We start from the raw sequence: 17384 nt of genomic DNA on the forward strand, positions 1-17384 counted from the left end.
TGGAAGCGACGCGAGGTGAGCTCTACGCCCGCGGTCGCCCTCGATGGGCCGTTGGGGTCCTGTGTGATCGGTGCCTGATGACGAGTAGCGCAGAAGATTCAGTGGAACGGGAGGCGATCTATGTCGTCGTCCCCGCCTACAACGAGGCTGCAATGGTCGGGTCGGTAGTGTTGGCGTTGCGCCAGCGCTACGTCCATGTTGTGGTGGTCGATGACGGTTCTTCGGACGATACCGCCGGGGTTGCTACCCGGGCCGGCGCGATCACGCTACGGCACTCTATCAATCGCGGCCAGGGCGCGGCGCTGCAGACGGGTCTTCGCTACAGTCTCCAGTGTGGCGCGCACTGCATCGTTACATTCGACGCCGATGGCCAACATGACCACCGCGACGTCGAGGCACTGACTCGTCCGATCCTAACGGGCCAGGTAGACGTTGCCCTCGGCTCTCGCTTCGTGGAATCTGGCTCGGCGGAGGGTCTGCCATGGCCCCGGCTTCTGCTGCTGAAGGCGGCCGTGATGTTCACTCGAGTCGTCTCGCGGGCAAGAGTTACGGACGCCCACAACGGTCTTCGGGCGTTCTCGCGGAGGGCGGCGGAACGCATCAACCTTACTGTCGATCGCATGGGGCATGCGAGTGAAATCATCGACCAGGTCAGCGATTCGGGATTGCCCTACATGGAGGTGCCGGTACATATCCGGTATACCGAGTATTCGCGGCTAAAGGGGCAGACCGAGCTGGGCGCTGTTTCCGTTCTCGCCGGATACCTCCTGGGAAGGTTGCGCCGATGAGTGGGTTTCAAATCGCCGGTCTCATGCTCGCGACAGTCATGGTGACTGTCATCCTGGCCGGCATGTTCCGTCAGCGGCAACAGACGCGCGTGCGGCTTGGCCTGATCGTCGTCTGGCTGACCGCGGTGGTCGCTATCCTCTTTCCTGACTTGACGATGAGCGCAGCGAACGCGCTGGGCATCGGTCGTGGGGCCGACCTTCTGCTCTATGTCGCCCTCTTGGCCGCCCTCGTAGCGCTGTTGGTCATCTACCTTAGATTCGCCGCTCTGGAGAGCCAGATCACGGAACTCGTTCGACATGTCGCGATTTCCGAGGCGCGACGCTCTCAACCGAGCGAGCCCGACTCAGGGAGAGAGTAGAGCGTTCGAGTTGTTGTACGTAGTTGGGTCCGGTCCAGCCGGTCTCTCGTCCGCGCGCGCCCTTCTCGCAAGCGGCCACGAAGTGACGATGCTCGACGCGGGCAAGGAGCTGGAACCCGGCGCCGGTGAAATCGTCCGACGCCTGGCTGCCTCTGAACCGGACGGCTGGAACACATCGGACATCGAGCATCTGCGAACCGGATCGATGCCGTCGTCACGGGGGATTCCGCTCAAACGCATCTACGGTTCGGACTTTCCCTATCGACCGGCTGGAATTCACCGTCTGATCGAAGAGTCACCGGAGATCGGAATCCGGCCGTCGTACGCTCGAGGCGGCTTTTCCAACGTCTGGGGCGCTGGCGTGCTGCCATACGCGGAGGATGAGCTGGTTGGTTGGCCCTTTTCTCGGACGGGCTTGGCGCCGCACTTCAGGGCCGTACTTGATGACATGCCGTTGGCGGGGCGCCGTGACGGTCTGGCGGACGCCTTTCCACTCTATACCGACCGGTTGAGCGTCCTTCGTACGAGCCGGCAGGCGGAACGGTTCCTCTCGGACCTCGACCATAACTCCACGGAACTCCGGCAACGCGGGTTCACCTTCGGCCGGTCGCGCCTTGGAGTGCGATCACGGGCCATGGGAGATGTCACGGATTGCGTCCATTGTGGACTCTGCCTCTACGGCTGCCCGTACGGGCTCATCTACAATTCGGCATCGACGCTCCGCTCGTTGATCCTGGAGGCTCCGAAGTTCCGTTACGTACCGGGAGTCATCGTTCACCGAGTAAGGCAGGTAGGTGAAACGGTCATCATCGAGGGTGCGGACCTGCAAGGGAGCCGTCGCTCGTTTGTGGGTTCGCGCGCATTCCTCGCGTGCGGCGCGCTCTCCACGACCCGCATTGTGCTGGAATCACTAGGCGCCTATGGCTCGCCGCTGTCACTCAGAGACAGCCAGTACTTTCTGCTGCCACTTCTGCGATACCGGACGGTCCCGGCCGTGGCATCCGAGAAGCTGCACACGCTTTGCCAGGTCTTTCTGCGCCTTCGGCGGCCCGAGTTGGGGAACCATGCGATTCACTTGTCCGTGTATACGTACAACGACCTCTACCGCGGCGCTCTCGCGGCGCTGTGCGGTTCGGCGGTGGCCAACGCCGACCATCTGACGAATCCGCTCTTCGGTCGTCTTCTCGTCGTTCAGGGACATCTCCCCTCCGATCGATCATCAAGTATCGTGGCGAATCTGTTCGCACAAAGAAACGGGGAAGCTTCCATTCTCCGGCTCTCGTCGCGTGACACGGATCAGACGAGGCGGACGATCGGGATGGTTCAGAGAGAGCTGTTTCGGGTGCGTCGCCTTCTTCGTGCAATCCCTCTCCCGCTGATGACCAGAGTGGGGAAGCCAGGAAGTGGATTCTATGCGGGTGGAGGTTTCCCCATGCGGCAAGATCCCGGTCGTCTCGAAACCGACCCGCTCGGGCGGCCAAAGGGCTTCCAACGGGTACACCTGGTGGATGCCAGTGTGTTTCCGTCAATTGCCGGTACGCCGATCACGTTCACGGTGATGGCGAATGCTCACCGAATCGCCTCCGAGACCGCCCGGCTTCTCGATCCGGCGGTCGGTGGCGAGAAATAGAGGTCGGAATCGAACCGAATGAGGAATGAGTGAGCCGAGTTCCCGGCGCGTGATCGTCACGGGATCGACCGGTTACGTTGGATCCGCTCTGTCGACCAACCTCCGATCCGCCGGGTGGCTGGTATGCGAGGCGCGCCGACCTGGCCGACCGAGCGATGAACCGTCGATTCCGTACAGGCTTGATTCGGCGCTTGATCCGGAGTGGTTTCAAGGAGTGTACGGGTTGGTGCATTGCGCCTACGACTTCACCCTTACCGATCCTGGCGACATCTGGCGGGTGAACGTGGACGGAAGTGTCCGTCTGTTCGAGGTTGCTGCGTCTGCTGGAGTTTCGAAGAGAATCCTGCTGTCGACCATGAGCGCGTTCGAAGGTTGTCGCTCGGACTACGGTCGCGCGAAGCTGGAGATTGAAACACGAACGGCTGCGCTCGGTACAGCGATCATCCGCCCCGGACTCGTATGGGGCGGAGCTGGTGGTGGGTTGTTCGGCGTTCTGGAACGCGTTGCAGGCACCCTGCCCGTCGTGCCGCTGGTTGCCGCGGACAGGCGAGTCCTGTATCCAGCGCATATCGAGGACCTGAGCGAACTTGTCCGGTCGATCCTGTCCGGCGATATCGACCATGGGAAAAGACCGATTATCGCGGCGGCGGGCGAACCGATCTCTCTACGGCAGTTGGTCCGTCATCTGGCAGCCCAAGCTGGACGAAACCCGATGGTTCTTCCCGTTTCCGCCAATGTTGTCGAGTTCAGCCTGAGATGCTGTGAGTGGCTCGGGATGCGACTTCCGTTTCGCAGTGACAGTCTTCGCAGTCTGGTTGGCCTGGACGCCGACCGGATGTTCATCGGGGCGGCTCTGGAAACACAGCGGTTCCGCCCCCTCTTGACCGCCACGTCTGGTTCGACGGGTAGTTCCTGACGTTCACGACGGTTGATGAAAGACGTGGTCGCGGTTGTTTGGCAGTTGCCTCGCTATGGTCGCGTCCCATCGCGACGCACAGCTACAAACAACGTGCCCCTGCTGGTCCTGAGCATTTCGTCGACGGCGTAACCACTGCGCTCCAGTACTTGCGTAACCTCGCGCCACGCAGTGGCTTCTCGATAAGCCACGAACCACACGCGGCGACCACTGAATGTCCGAAGGAATCGCTGCACGAGGTGGCCCTTGGGTTCGGCAATGCGGTCCTCCCTTGGCGGCAGGTGCAGAGTATTGGACCGATCAATTCTCACCTGCGTCCCATTGACTGCCTGGTCGTCGGCGGCGACTTCGAGCGGCCACTGGCCGTAGAATGCGATCAAGAAACTCGCAGCTCTCGTCATGATTACGCCATCGTCCGGCCGCTCGTTCGCGGCAAACGCTTTTACCAAAGGGACGTCGTTCCTCACGTTTTCGCCGTAATCCGAGGTAGGAGACCAAACCAGGGCCGCCGTAACCGCCAGGGCCGCGATGGCGAGTCGGAACAGCCGCGTTGCGGGCAGCGCTGCGGTTACCAGGTGAGCGCCACTAGCCAGGCACAGGATGCCCACCGGAAACGCGAAAATGTCCGTACGACCGGTGCCCAGTGGGTACACCTCGAACGCGCTCGCCAAGAGAAACGCGGCGTAGAAGCCGACGACGATCAGCCCCAGCGTTCGCCAGGAGCGGCGCGCAAACAACCAGAGACATCCCAGCCCGATGAGGGGCAGCCAGAGTTCGGTTTGTCCCATTTCCAGCAGTCGCTGACCGTTCGTGGTGAGGAAGCCCCCAGCCCCGGATAGAGAGTTCAGCGGCATGAAGCCGTCGGCGAAACTTCCGCGAAGCGTCTCGTTGGTGCGACTTCGCAGAAGGAAATAGCAGGCGAGCACCGCGAGATCATAGGTTGCAGTGGCACCCAGAATACGTACCGCTCGCGAACGATCGAGACGCCAGTCACGGATGGCGTGCAGGGCGCCCACATGCATGATCGAAAAGGTGATGAAAACCGACGGCACCGAAAAGAGCGGGGCGATGCCGCCGGCAAGTGCGACCTTGGCGAACCGCCCCGGATCGACACGCGACGTGTCGGCGAAGAGCATCACCGCCGCCAGCAGAAAGAGGGCGGTCACGAGAAAATCGAAGGAATACGCGTGAACGGTCATGCTGTACGTCGCCAACAATGGATTCAGCGCCGCCAGGCCAGCCGCCACCAGGCTCAAGTTGCGGTCCTTGGTCAGGTTCCGTACTGCTAGCGCCATGACCGGAACGGAGGCGATGGCGCAACCCAGGGGCAGGACCTGAAGCGACCATTCCGGATCCGGGAACAACTCGTAGAACCCGCTCCAGATGACGAAGAGCCCCGGCGCCACCGGGATTGGCGCCGTCAACATGCTCCACAGGTCGGAGCGTATGATGGTGGCGTAGACCAAGTCGTCGCCGCTTAGCGATCCGGGGTTCCAGCCGGGCAGGCGGCCAAACATCCCGCCGAGCGTGATGATGGCAACTCCAATGCCAGTCGCCACGCTGGCTACCGGCTGCCAGTAGCCTTCATGGGTAAGGGCGTAAGCCTCAAGATCGGCGCGGAACTTCGAGATGCGGCGCATCGCGAAGGCGGCGCCGAGAAAGGCAGGCGCGATCCAGACGAAGAGCACAAGTCGTTCGAACCACACGGCGCGCCAGGCTGATCTGACGTCGTCCAATGTGGGCCGACCCGGGAATAGATAGTGGGGAGGCAGGGGTCCTTCCGGACCGCCGAAGAAGGAGTCCGGCAACGAATACGCCAAGCGCATATCAGCTCGGCCGCCGTACTGTTCGTATTCAACGACGAGATGGTGGGCGCCTGCCTCCAGCGACAGGGAACGCACCTGGGTACGCATCTCGGCCGGCGCTCTGCGTCGCATTACGAGTTCGCCGTCCACCCAGACATCGAGACGGTCGTCACCACTCCCATGCAGGTTGATTGTGGTCGGCTCCGGCAGGTACCAATACCCCTGCCAACGGACGCTGAAGAAACGCCAGGGGAGATCCGGACTGTCTCCAAGGAAGTCGAGCGTGACGGTGTCGCTGACATTGTCGAGGATGGGTCTTCCCTGGAACCCGACCTGCGAATACACCGTGCGATGAAGGCCGTTACGCTCCAGAACCGGCGCGCTCACCGTGAGGAAGGTCGCGGTGGCGGAGATGGCCGTGGCGGCGTAGCCGACCGCGACAAGAACCCCGTTACGCCGGAGGAACGGGATACGGAGCATGCCCGACAGAGACATCTACTAGATTAGACTCCTATCGCCGCCGTCATCAAATCGCTCCAACGACTCCCAGAGTATTCTGTTCCGAATGTCGCTCTCCGGCACAATGCGCGCCCTTGCGGCGGCGTATCTGGCGATCACGGTGGCGTCGACCGCCGCATGGTTCCTACTCGACCAGCGACTCGAAGAACAGACCGGACTGCGCCGGCAGGTATGGCCGGTCAGCGACTTCCAAGGTGTCCCGTTGATCAACGACATCGGCCCAGCCGGTACGCTGGACTTTCTCGAGGACGATCCACAGGTGCCTCGCGAGTTCTTCAGCGCGCGCTGGCAGGGCTATTGGTACGTGCCGAGCAGCCAGTTCGTCATCCTGCACGTCGAGGCGGACGACTATGCGAACATCTGGTTCAACGACGAGCTCCGGTTCGAAAGAAGCACCGCAGCGGCACGGGGCATCCGACCGGACGCCGGCGTCCACCAACTACGCATCGATTACCAACAGTACGGAGGCGCGGCCCACCTATCGCTGCTTGCACGACGAGGAGATGCATATCCACGACCGTTCCGAACGGACTATCTGTTCCCGGATATACCCACACCCGCCACCCTGCGGTTGGTGGCAGTGGTCGGTTGGTTGCGCGTCGCCGTACCACTTACCTGGATCGCAGGCGCGCTGGCGCTCGTGTTGTTCCGGCGGCGACGCACGCCAACTGCCGACGACGACCGCCGTTTGCTGCACCCGGCAGGCCCATACGACGCGGCAGCATTGACCGCCCTATGCCTCGCGCTATTGATCTACGGCTACGGCAACCTCTCATTGAGCCAGTCGGGCGCCGACAGTCTGGAGAACCTAACCCTCGGCATCAGGCTGGCGCAAGAAAGCGTGTACCAGCAAGCACCCGGCCAGTTCGGTGACCATCGCCGGGAACCGTTCGGACCGTCTCTGGTCGCGGTCGCTGACCTCGCCGCCGGCGCACTCGGCCGCGGTGCCCTGCCCCCGGAGTGCTTAGGCGAATCCGTTTCCCGCGGCGATTCCTGCCAGCGGGCCTACGTCCCCTACCGCGCGTTGAATCTCGTGCTGTTACTCGCCGGCGCCCTCGGCGTCTTCTGGCTCGTTCTGCATCTGACAGGCTTGCGCGTGCTGGCGTACGGTGGGTTCCTGATGACGGCGCAGAGCGCCGCTCTATTGGGCAATGCCGACTCCTTTCTGACGGAGGTGCATGCCGCAGCCCTGATCGTGGCGGTCGCAGCGCTCTCGTGGAAAACGGCAACATCGCGACGCCCCGTCTACGCCTCGCTGCTAGGGCTGGCATTGGCGGGGCTGACGCTGACCAAGGTGGCCTTTGCGTACCTATGGATCCCGATCGGATTGTTGATGGTGGCCTCCGACTGCCGGCAACGGCGCTTCGGTTGGTCGACCGTCGGACTGGTCGCTGTTCTGTTCATCGCCCAGGCGGTCCCCATCGGCGGCTGGATGGTTCGCAACTATCTAACGTCCGGTGATTTCTCCATCAGCGAGGCCCGGTCGGCTGCCGTGCTCCGCCACCGCGCATCGTTCAACACGATGCGTCACGATGAATGGGTCGCAGGCTTTCGCTACTACCTTCCGGCAACAGGACTCGGCCAGGAAACCGCCGATCCAAACAGCGAATCGTACGAACGATTCGACAGCGAGAACGAAGCGGGCTTCTGGCGCACGTCTCGTCGAGACTATCCTCGGCGCCGGGCCGAGCTGTGGACGGACGATAACCCGGCCCTTGCGGGACTGGACGAACTCGGCAAGCGGCGCCGGGTCAACGACGAGATGGCCGACGAAGCCATCGCCCACCTCGTAGCCGATCCTCTCCAGCATCTCAAGGTTGGACTGTTACTTGCGTGGCGTGGCGTCTTTGCGGAGACAGGACTGGGTTTTCTAAGCGATCCGCTGAATCGCCGCCTCACCGACCTCGCCGGCAGGAATGACTGGGTGCGCTGGCGCCACGGCTATGGACCCATCGGCGCCACGCTCATTAATCTCGGCGGCTTCCTCGCGCTAGTCGTCGCCCCGGTGTGGCTCTGGTTGGGGCGCGGACGCTTTGAAGCGATCCTCATCTTTCTGCCAGCGCTCTATGCCCATGGTGCGTACGCCATGGTGACCCGGTTCGTGCCGCGCTTCGCCGAGCCCCAGATCCCGCTACGCGCGGCCGCCACAATGGTGCTGTTGTATCTCGTCTGGACCGCAATCCGTCGGACGCGTTCGGCACACGATACGATCTCCCGCCAATAGCCCGGTTCGCCCCACCTCGAGCAACTTGCCTCTAGCTCATTGCAACTGTAGCCCAATCATGTGGAGTGTTCCGCGACCATCCCGCCGCACTACGATTTCCTCTCCGAAACGCAAGACCACCCAGTTAGGGTCCGGACTGTCAAACGGCATCCACAAATCCGGGCCGAACAGGACCGCGTACTCAAACGCTCGCACCGCCTCCTCCGCTGTTCGCGCACTCGGACCAATACTGAAGTTGACGCCACGTTGTTCGAGATAGCCCGGCGGCGGTGTCCGATCGTGCGCGATGACCCGCTCTGCGTTGGGTGTCGTCACTGGATGCCGCGCCACTGTCCTGTCTGTCAAACCCCGCATATCCACTACTCGAAGATCCGGAACATAGTAGAACGGAATGCCAATAGCTTCGGCGGCCATTAACGCATCATCCGGAATCAAGCCTCGCTCCATCCCTGCGTATTCTTGCCACTCACCGATCCTCTGTTTGGCATACTCCCGGTGCTCAACAAACGGCGCGGCCACACGTTGTCGGCTCATTTCGAGTCGCAGACGGTTGGAAGTCTCGGCAATCGCCGGCATTCCGGGTGGGCCGAAGAGCCACTTCGCGTTGTGTTCGCCAAGCTCTATGTGGACAAGCCGCACCCGGGTGCGTATGGTCGTTGATCCCTCAAAGAGCAGCGCACCCTGCAATGCGCTGCTGTAGAACAGAACTACCGCAAAGACCGCGACGGCCCACGTCACGACATGGGCCGGACGCCGTATTCCGGCGCGTCCCCGGACGGCCATTAAGCGTCGGTGGAGCACCGATCCGAAGTCAACAATCCCGGCGGCCACCGGGATAACCAACACCGGCCAGTAGAAGTCCATTGGACGATACTCGAAGTGATCTCCACCGATCCGAAGAAGATAGGCCATGTGTGGCACGATACAGAGCAACGGCAACGCGTACCGGGCGTCTCGTCGCTCGCGCCACGCCGTTCGTAGCGCCAGAGCCGCCAATGGCAGCCACATGTAAAGCCCCGTCTCGAGTGTCGCGGCCGAAAGGTACCGAAAACCGGATTCGTACCATGGTCGGACGTGCTTCGCATAGTATGTGTTGGGCAGCCAGTCACCGTAGTAACCGTAGCGGAAAAGAAAGTGTGCCGCGACCAATACGATGAAAGGGACAACCAGCCAGCACAGGTCCCGCCCGAGCTCTTTTCCACTCTTCGTGCCAAGACGCGTGGCGGCGAACCAACTGAAGCAACACGCCGCGATCAGCGGACCCTCGGGCCGGGTATACGAAGCAGCCGACAGGCTCAACGACGCCAGGAGCAAACCCCAACGGCTGTCGGCCCGGACAATCAGACAGGCAACAGCCAAGGCGACAAGGAACGTAAACTGCCGTGTCTCCAATCCCCCGCCGGATGTCCAGACGGCGAACGTCGCACTACTGCACAGCAGACCCAGCGCCATCCAGGAGACCAGCCTCCTTTGCTGCAGACCCGGCATGCGCGCCGCCCACCATAGAACCACCATGAGCGTAGCAACCGTCAGGCCCACGGACAGCCAAGGGGCTACATGCTCGGGCCGCAAGTCAAGAACCGCCCAGAGCGCGGCCAACTCCAACACCCAGAGGAAGTTCGTGTAACCCTCTACCCTTTCGCCGGGGTTGAAGACCAAGCCGTGACCATCAATGAGGTTGCGTGCGTATCGAAAACTGATAAAGGCGTCGTCCGTGAGAAACCACGCCTCCATCGCCAACCAGGCCAGCACGGCCAGCCATGGCAGACAGAACAACACGTGGAGAATGAGAGCTCGCCGCGACATGCTATGGGCAGACGCGCGTCGAAACCGCCTCCGCAATGCGATCACCCTCGTCCGCAGGCAGATAGCGGCTCCAGGAAAGTTGATAGACCTCACCATCCGTACCGCGGTTGACGTAAGTCCAGTGGAGTTCACCGTCGGCTGAAAGACTCAGCGCCCTGCCATAGTCTGACTCTTCAACGAAGACGGTATCCTCGTCTATCATTGTCGCGCGACCTTGAGTCTCCGTCCTGACCTGATAGTCCGCTAGTGCGTCCCGCCACGGCGATCTTGTCTTGCCAGTCTCAAAGTCGTAAATGAATACGTCGCTCGCGTCCAGCACCAATTGTACTTCTCCATCGACGTACCCGACGTTGTTGCTGAAGACCGAGATCTCGTGGTTGCTCACGATGTTGACATCGTGCTGGTGTAGCCACGGACCAGTCTGCAACCAAACGACTTCGTCACTTGACGGCCGATACAGCAGCACTACCGAGTGCGTCCGCAGACTTATAAACAGGTCCCCGCGGCGCCAATACGGACCATCCCTCAAGACCGGCTGTATGTCATTCAGGTGTAAAGGGTCGTCGAGAACAGAGTCCATTGCGTAGAACAACGAGTGATATCCGTTCCGACGCAGTACGTCCTCGAACTGTATCAACGAAACGACCTCGCCGGTGCGCGACATCTTGGCGAGTCCCGTGCTGTACCTCTCCCGGGCGGAAGGAGGATTGAGGCCATATGGCACCCATAGGAAACCGTCCGCGTCCGTCTCGACAGAATGGTGGGGGGGGGGAGTACCGACTACCCATCTCACGTTTGAGCAACGATCCACCATCGCCACGTAACTGGCATGCATGGAAACAGTGAGCGAACCGTCCGGCCAGACGTAAGGAATCATGAGTCGCTCGTATACTTCATGCTCCCGCTGGGTGCGGGCACGCGCGGCCATCAGATCGAGAGCGGGCTGCCAGGAATGCACCGTCTCGCCTCGATCCAGATCGATCAGTTCCACAAGCGCTCGATCGGTATCAACATCGTAGCGACTGATGAGAAGGTAGCCATCGGTGCCGGGAGAAGCGTGGAAGGTAAGGCCACTACCTCCAATATCGGATTCGTTAGCCAAGTAAGGGGATTCGATCCTCAATCCCCTAACACGCCTCAGCGTCCATAGCGTATCTCCGGGAATGTTCGCTATGCGGTAGGCCGCTTCACCGAAGACACCAAAGGACCGTCGCTGCTCTGCGTGATTCTTCACTAGAGCGGCGAACAGCACCGTACCAATGACGCAGATCGTTAGCGTCAACAAAACGAGCCACAACTCAAGCTTCAAAAAGAGGAGACGCTCGAAGCGGTGCCTCGGGAAGTGTGACACTTGCCAGCTTGTCCCAAAGAGTGTGCGACAGGTGCCTCAGAGTTGAAGCTCCGGCCGTCTGTCCGACTGCCCCCTCAAACCGGATGGGCCGACGCTAGGAGACGCCGTCTGTGAGTATACACGTCCGGTGCGTCGAAACCGGATAGGTCTTCCTTCAGCGTAAGGTAAACAGCTTGAATTGTCAGAATTGGCGCAAGTAGCGCCGCGTACCGCTTCGGTGCGGGCGCTCGATCCAGTAGCTGGGCATATTGCGATCGGGCCTGCGGTGCAGCGTGTCGCCGCGGACAAGACGCGAAAGCAGGCCGATCGGCGTCACAACGCAGTAGTACATGACGCCCATGATTAGGTGCGAGACGGTCCAGCCGATGGGCAGCGCCGCATACATCCAGCCGACCAGAATGGGGCGGCGAAACGGTGGCACGAGCCAATAGAGTGCGGCGAGCGCGCCGCCGGCCGACCAGATGCCAGCCGCGACGGGCGGGGCGCCGAACTGCCACCGGGCGATCACGCCGACGAGGGCGACGAAGAACGGCAGCAACAGGCCGAACCAGCGTAGGTCGCGCGGCGACGGACGACGGTTGACCCGGAAGTGCGACATGGGCCTCAGTCCATCTCGAACCGGGCGAGGTGCGCCTCGGCCTCGACCTTCGCTCCTTCCGGCTGCCGTTCCTTCAGCAGGACGGACCGGCCAAGGACCAAGGCGTCCATTCCCGTCGCCATGAAACAGCGCCAAGCATCGTCGGGCGTCCGAACGATCGGCTCGCCCCGGACGTTGAAGCTGGTGTTGACCATGACCGGGCAGCCCGTCTTCGCCTCGAACGTCCGCAGCAGGGCGGCGAAGCGTCCGTGACGCTCGGCGTCGACGGTCTGAAGTCGAGCCGAATAGTCGACGTGCGTCACGGCCGGCACGTCGGAGCGAATGGCGCGCAGGCGGTCGAAACCCTGCCGGCCGTCTGCGTCCACCGCCCGCCGGCGCGCCACGGCAACCGGCGCGACGATCGACATGTAGGGCCGGTCGTCGTCCGTACGCACCTCGAAGTAGTCACTGCACCGGTCGCGCAGCACGGCCGGCGCGAAGGGACGGAACGACTCTCGGAACTTGATCTGGACGTTCATGCGCGACTGCATGCCGGGGTCGCGCGGATCGCCGAGAATGCTGCGTGCGCCCAGGGCGCGCGGCCCGAACTCCATACGGCCCTGGAACCAGCCGACCACCTGCCCCGCCGCAATCAGGTCCGCGACCGCCGCGCCGAGCGCCTCATCGGTCACATAGTCGTCGCGCGGCGCGCCCACGCCATCGAGGAACGTCCGGATCGCGTCGTCACTCCAGTGCGGTCCGAGCAGCGATCCCTGCTGCGCGTCGTGCGGTTGAGCGTTGCGCGGATGGTCGAGCAGTTGATGCCAGATGAAGAGCGCCACCCCGAGCGCGCCGCCCGCATCGCCCGCCGCTGGCTGAATCCAGATGTCGTCGAACGGCCCCTCCCGCAGGATCCGGCCATTGCCGACGCAGTTCAATGCGACACCTCCGGCCAGACAGAGGTTTCGCATCTCGGTCTGCGCGTGCACGTGGCGCGCGGTCCGGAGCATCGCTTCCTCGGTCACGGCTTGGACCGACGCCGCGATGTCCATCTCGCGTTGGGTGATCGGCGTCTCCGGCTTCCGCGGGGGACCGCCGAACAGCGCGTGGAACTTCGGCGACGTCATCCGGAGCCCCTCGCAGTAGCGGAAGTACGACAGGTCGAGACGGAACGACCCGTCGTCCTTCAGGTCGATCAGATGCTCCCGAATCAGGCCGGCGTAGTGCGGCTCGCCGTACGGGGCGAGGCCCATCAGCTTGTACTCGCCCGAATTGACGCGGAACCCCGTGAAGTACGTGAACGCCGAATAGAGCAGGCCGAGTGAGTGCGGGAATCGGATCTCGTGGGTCAGCTCGATCCGGTTGCCGCGCCCTGTGCCGTAGGTCGTCGTCGCCCACTCGCCCACACCGTCCATTGTCAGGATCGCTGCCTCGTCGAAGGGCGAAGGGAAGAACGCGCTAGCCGCGTGCGATTCGTGATGCTCGGTGAACACGATCGGCTTGCAGTAGCGCCCGTCCAGGCCCCGCGCAATCTCCCGCGGCAGGCGCAGCTTCTCGCGTGTCCAGGCGGGAGCGAAGCGGACGAATTGCCGGAAGCCGCGGGGTGCGTAGGCGAGATAGGTCTCGAGCAGGCGGTCCAGCTTCAGGAACGGCTTCTCGTAGAAGCCGACGGCGTCGAGGTCTTCCGGGTTGACGCCTGCTTCGTCGAGGCAGTAGCGGATGGCGTTCGACGGGAACGACGCATCGTGCTTCACGCGCGTGAAGCGCTCCTCCTGAGCCGCAGCAACAATCTCGCCGTCCACCACGACCGCCGCCGCCGCGTCGTGATAGAAGGCGGAGATGCCAAGCACCGCGGCCATCAGAAGAGGGTATAGACGAAGGGTGCGGCGACGGTGCCAGACAGCGCGATGAGACCACCCAGGAGCAGGAGAACAATGACAATGGGGCCGAGCCACCACTTCTTGTTGTCACGCATGAACTGCCATAGCTCGACGAGATAGGGGACCTGCTCCGCTTCATCGAGTTGTTGCGCGAAGTCGTCCCGCCGCTCTTGGCCGTTGCCCGTGCGCTCTGTCATCACTTCGTCTCCTCCGTTGCGGTCCCGGCGCGTAACCTCTGAAGTGTTTGTGGGCCGACCTGTTCCACGTACAGTGCATGCCGACTCGAGAACCCCATGGATGCGAGATCATAGACTGTCGACGCGGCTGGAGCGATGTCCTTCCGAACGCCCCACGGCCAGCCGGACAACGACTCCCGTATAGCCATGACTGCGATTCTCCAGATACGCCGCGACCTCTGGGTCGTTGCGGCATCCGGCGATGCCGGCCATCTGCCGCTGGCCGGACTCGGAGCATCCGCGGCCATGCGCCGCTATTGGCGGCACCGTTGTACCATCGCCCCGTGAGACTGGCGACAGGCTGGACGTAGAGCCGGTCGGCGCAACCTCGAACTATGGCCTTTTCTTCGGCAGGCGATAGTAAGCTCTTGCCGGTGCACTGGCTCTCCGACCTGTTTGCCAACTTCGAGCGGCATCCCGCGAGAACGTTCGTCGCCGTCGGCCTGCTCTTCATCCTGGCTTACATGGCGGCACACGTCTGGTTTCCCAAGCCGCCGGGCCGCGTCATCGACGGCGACGCTCTTGGCTACTACGCTTGGCTCCGGTCCGTCGCTTTCGACGGCGATATCGATTTCTCGAACGACTACCGGCTGCTGGACGCGGGCTTTGCCGAGGACTCGCCGGAGCTGACGCCGTTGGCGACGGGGCTTGTTCCCAACAAGTGGCCTCCAGGCTCGGCGATCCTCTGGGCACCGCTGTTTCTGGCCATCGGCGCAGTGGTTGCGTTGCTGAACCTGCTCGGAGCGCAGATCCCGTTCGACGGCCTCTCCCTGCCGTTCAAGATCTCGGCCGGTGTCGCCGGCATCGCCTACGCGGCCGCAGGGGCTTGGCTCTGCTACGACCTAGCGCGCCGCGTCTATCCTGCGGCGTCCGCGTTCTGGGCGACCATCACCCTCTGGTTAGGCGGTTCCCTGCTGTACTATTCGCTCGTCTCGCCGACCTACTCCCACGCGACGTCCCTTTTCGCGGTCGCGTTGTTCACCCACACTTGGTACCGAACCCGCGACCGGGGCAACCTGCGACGGTTTGCCCTGCTGGGCGGACTGGCCGGACTTGCGGGACTGGTCCGTTCGCAGGATCTGATCATCCTGATCATCCCTGGGCTCGAATTACTGCACGGAATCCGCGAACGGCGCTGGTCGCTGGCGTTGGCCTCCGCTCGACTCTTGGTGCTGTGCGTCGCCTGTGCCGCGACGTTCGCGCCGCAGCTATGGGTGTGGCAGACGATTTACGGCACATTGCTACTGAATCCACACACTCCCGGCGGGTCGTCGGGTTACTTTCTGTGGACGCAGCCGGCGATTCTCGAGACACTCTTCTCGACGCGCCAGGGACTCATAGCGTGGAGCCCGATAGTTCTGTTCGCCGCCGTCGGGATCGCTTGGCTGTTTCGGCATGACCGATTGTTGGCTTGGGCTACTGCCGTCACACTGCTGATCGCCCTGTACGTCAACGCCGCGGCAATCCCATGGTGGGCCGGAGCGAGCTTCGGCGGACGCCGTTTCATCAGCTACCTGCCGTTCCTGGTGCTGGGGCTGACGGCTTTCCTCGCCTCGCCGGCCATGGCGTTCCGGCCAGCGCTCGTACGCCTCGCGTCCGTCATCCTGATCGGCAGCAACGTGCTCTTCCTGCTCCAGTACCAGCTTTTCATGCGCGGATTCACCGATATCGTGGGGGAATACCCCGATGGTCTCTGGGCCGTCTTCGTAGAGCGATTCGTTGTGCCGTTCAGGCTTGTTGCTGCCTGGATGACGTCGTGAAGCCTACACTGCTCGTCCTTGCGCCCGTCTGCCTGCTCCAGGTCTACTGGACCCGGCTGGATTTCACGCTCCTGCTCGACAACCTATTGGCCGACGACACCTTTCTCTACCTGCAGATCGTTCGCAATATCGCCGACCGCGGGATGGTCAGCTTCGACGGGATCCACACAACCACGGGCTTTCAGCCCCTGTGGGCGGTCCTGCTCGTTCCGCTGGCCGTCGCCATCGAGGATCGCGTCGAGTTCGTGCGTTGGGTCCTGCTGCTGTCCGTCTTCCTCAACCTCGCCGCCGGTCTCCTGTTGGCGAATGTCGCGTCGATGCTCGGAGGGCGGAGTTCGGGACTTATCACAGCCTGTCTGTGGGCCGGCTATATGCTCGCGGCCCGGCCGGCGATGATTGGGATGGAATCGCCGCTGCTGGCGCTTGTGTTCTCGGGCTTCCTGTTGAACCTCCTCCGGGACCGCATGGCGCCGGCCGCCGTTACGGGCCTGTTCCTCGCCCGCACGGATGCACTGCTGTTCGCTCCGGTCGCCAGTGTGTTTCAGGACAGACAGCGACTACTTCGGACGGCGGCCTGGTCCCTCCTGCTCGTCTCCCCGTACCTGGCGTTTAACCTCGTGACTTCCGGCCAATTGATGCCGATCAGTGGCTCCGTGAAGATATGGTGGGCCGGCCAGGACGTCCACACCGTTCGGGACATCGCCTTCCGGCTCGTCGACGTTGCCAGGGAAATAGCTCACCAAGTCGTCCCCCTCCGAGGGCTGGGCTTGTGGGCAGTTGTGTTTGCGGTTGCGGTCGCGATCCCGGTAGCCATGGAAGTCCCCCGTCTCAGCCTAACCACCCGGCGTTTCTTCATCGCCCTATTCGCTTGCGCGACCCTTCACGTGCTGGCTTGTGTCGTCTTGCTCGGACGACTCGGCACGGTTCGGTGGTACTTCGTGCCCGAGTACATGATCGTGTGTCTGTTCGTCGGTGTGGTCCTCGGGAGGGCGAGACCCCGGCTCGTCGCTGCCGGTGTTGCCGTCCTTCTCTGCTTTCAGATGACTCAATCCCACTGGCGCATCACCGAGCCTCGGCCCGGCCTGCATCGTGCGCGGTATGAACTCGCGGCGGAAATCGGACGGACGCTACCGCCCGACGCCGTGATCGGGGCATGGAACTCTGGCGAGTTAGGTTACTTCACGCCCCAGACCGTCGTGAATCTGGACGGATTGGCAAACGACGCGCGCTACTTCCACTTCCTCCGGGACGGCGGCGACGTGCGAGACTATCTGAAAGAGGAGGGAGTCGAGTACATCGCTGACTACAACGGCCGCGATTCGTCGATGCCTGTGGACTATGACTGGGACCCTAACGAGACCTTTCGTGGACTCTGGCCCCTGGCGGAATTGGACATTGTCCTGCAACGAAGCGGGCTGCGCCGAGGCGAGCTGATGGTCTTCAGGGCAACGGCACCAGTCGAACCCTGATGGCGACTGAGGTTTGACATCTCAGGTAAGGGCAGACTAACGTGACGATCCGTCGGTCACAAAC

13 protein-coding genes are annotated in these 17384 nt (G+C 62.6%); 7 read left to right on the plus strand and 6 right to left on the minus strand.

Annotation, left to right across the window (positions count from 1 at the left end; genetic code table 11):
- Window positions 1-77: 77 nt before the first annotated feature.
- Genes F4Y45_04435 through F4Y45_04450 form a run of 4 tightly spaced genes read left to right on the plus strand, consistent with a single transcriptional unit; the run spans window position 78 to window position 3693 of the window.
- Complete coding sequence (locus tag F4Y45_04435) at window positions 78-788, plus strand: glycosyltransferase family 2 protein (protein MXY23756.1); 711 nt, start codon at window positions 78-80, stop codon at window positions 786-788.
- On the plus strand, window positions 785-1147 hold the full coding sequence (locus F4Y45_04440) for a DUF2304 domain-containing protein (protein ID MXY23757.1): 363 nt from the start codon (window positions 785-787) through the stop codon (window positions 1145-1147). The genes F4Y45_04435 and F4Y45_04440 overlap by 4 nt, the downstream gene beginning before the upstream one ends.
- The gene (locus F4Y45_04445) at window positions 1086-2777 is read left to right on the plus strand and encodes a GMC family oxidoreductase (GenBank protein MXY23758.1); all 1692 of its coding nucleotides are present in this window, start codon (window positions 1086-1088) and stop codon (window positions 2775-2777) included. Before F4Y45_04440 ends, F4Y45_04445 begins: the two co-directional genes overlap by 62 nt.
- A 25-nt stretch (window positions 2778-2802) precedes the next feature.
- Window positions 2803-3693 carry an NAD-dependent epimerase/dehydratase family protein gene (locus F4Y45_04450; GenBank protein MXY23759.1) on the plus strand — a complete coding sequence of 297 codons (891 nt, stop codon included), beginning with the start codon at window positions 2803-2805 and terminating at the stop codon, window positions 3691-3693.
- A 53-nt stretch (window positions 3694-3746) separates the two neighbouring features.
- On the opposite strand, the gene F4Y45_04455 is transcribed toward F4Y45_04450, so the two are convergent.
- Entirely contained in the window at window positions 3747-5993 is a 2247-nt protein-coding gene (locus tag F4Y45_04455) for a hypothetical protein (GenBank protein MXY23760.1), read from the minus strand.
- 70 nt (window positions 5994-6063) lie between these two features.
- On the opposite strand from F4Y45_04455, the gene F4Y45_04460 reads away from it, so the two are divergent.
- Window positions 6064-8241 (plus strand): hypothetical protein, encoded by a 2178-nt coding sequence (locus tag F4Y45_04460; protein MXY23761.1) that lies wholly within the window; start codon window positions 6064-6066, stop codon window positions 8239-8241.
- Between the two features lie 36 nt (window positions 8242-8277).
- Here F4Y45_04460 and F4Y45_04465 read toward each other — a convergent pair whose 3' ends face one another.
- From F4Y45_04465 to F4Y45_04485, 5 genes are all read right to left on the minus strand, one after another.
- Window positions 8278-10020: a hypothetical protein gene (locus F4Y45_04465; protein MXY23762.1), complete on the minus strand. Its 1743-nt coding sequence runs from the start codon at window positions 10018-10020 to the stop codon at window positions 8278-8280.
- A gap of 28 nt (window positions 10021-10048) precedes the next feature.
- Window positions 10049-11398, minus strand: a complete 1350-nt coding sequence (locus tag F4Y45_04470; GenBank protein MXY23763.1) for a hypothetical protein — start codon at window positions 11396-11398, stop codon at window positions 10049-10051.
- A 181-nt stretch (window positions 11399-11579) separates the two neighbouring features.
- Window positions 11580-11996 carry a hypothetical protein gene (locus F4Y45_04475; protein MXY23764.1) on the minus strand — a complete coding sequence of 139 codons (417 nt, stop codon included), beginning with the start codon at window positions 11994-11996 and terminating at the stop codon, window positions 11580-11582.
- Between the two features lie 5 nt (window positions 11997-12001).
- A complete protein-coding gene (locus F4Y45_04480; GenBank protein MXY23765.1) occupies window positions 12002-13834 on the minus strand; it encodes a carbamoyltransferase in 1833 nt (610 codons plus the stop codon).
- A complete protein-coding gene (locus F4Y45_04485; GenBank protein ID MXY23766.1) occupies window positions 13834-14052 on the minus strand; it encodes a hypothetical protein in 219 nt (72 codons plus the stop codon). The genes F4Y45_04480 and F4Y45_04485 overlap by 1 nt, the downstream gene beginning before the upstream one ends.
- 413 nt (window positions 14053-14465) lie before the next feature.
- Here F4Y45_04485 and F4Y45_04490 point away from each other — a divergent pair, with 413 nt between their 5' ends.
- Together F4Y45_04490 and F4Y45_04495 are read left to right on the plus strand one after the other, a co-directional pair.
- A complete protein-coding gene (locus tag F4Y45_04490; protein MXY23767.1) occupies window positions 14466-15851 on the plus strand; it encodes a hypothetical protein in 1386 nt (461 codons plus the stop codon).
- Window positions 15848-17320 (plus strand): hypothetical protein, encoded by a 1473-nt coding sequence (locus F4Y45_04495; GenBank protein ID MXY23768.1) that lies wholly within the window; start codon window positions 15848-15850, stop codon window positions 17318-17320. The genes F4Y45_04490 and F4Y45_04495 overlap by 4 nt, the downstream gene beginning before the upstream one ends.
- The last annotated feature ends 64 nt before the right edge of the window (window positions 17321-17384 follow it).

The organism is Acidobacteriota bacterium (assembly GCA_009838525.1).
In the GTDB taxonomy this organism is placed as follows: domain Bacteria; phylum Acidobacteriota; class Vicinamibacteria; order Vicinamibacterales; family UBA8438; genus VXRJ01.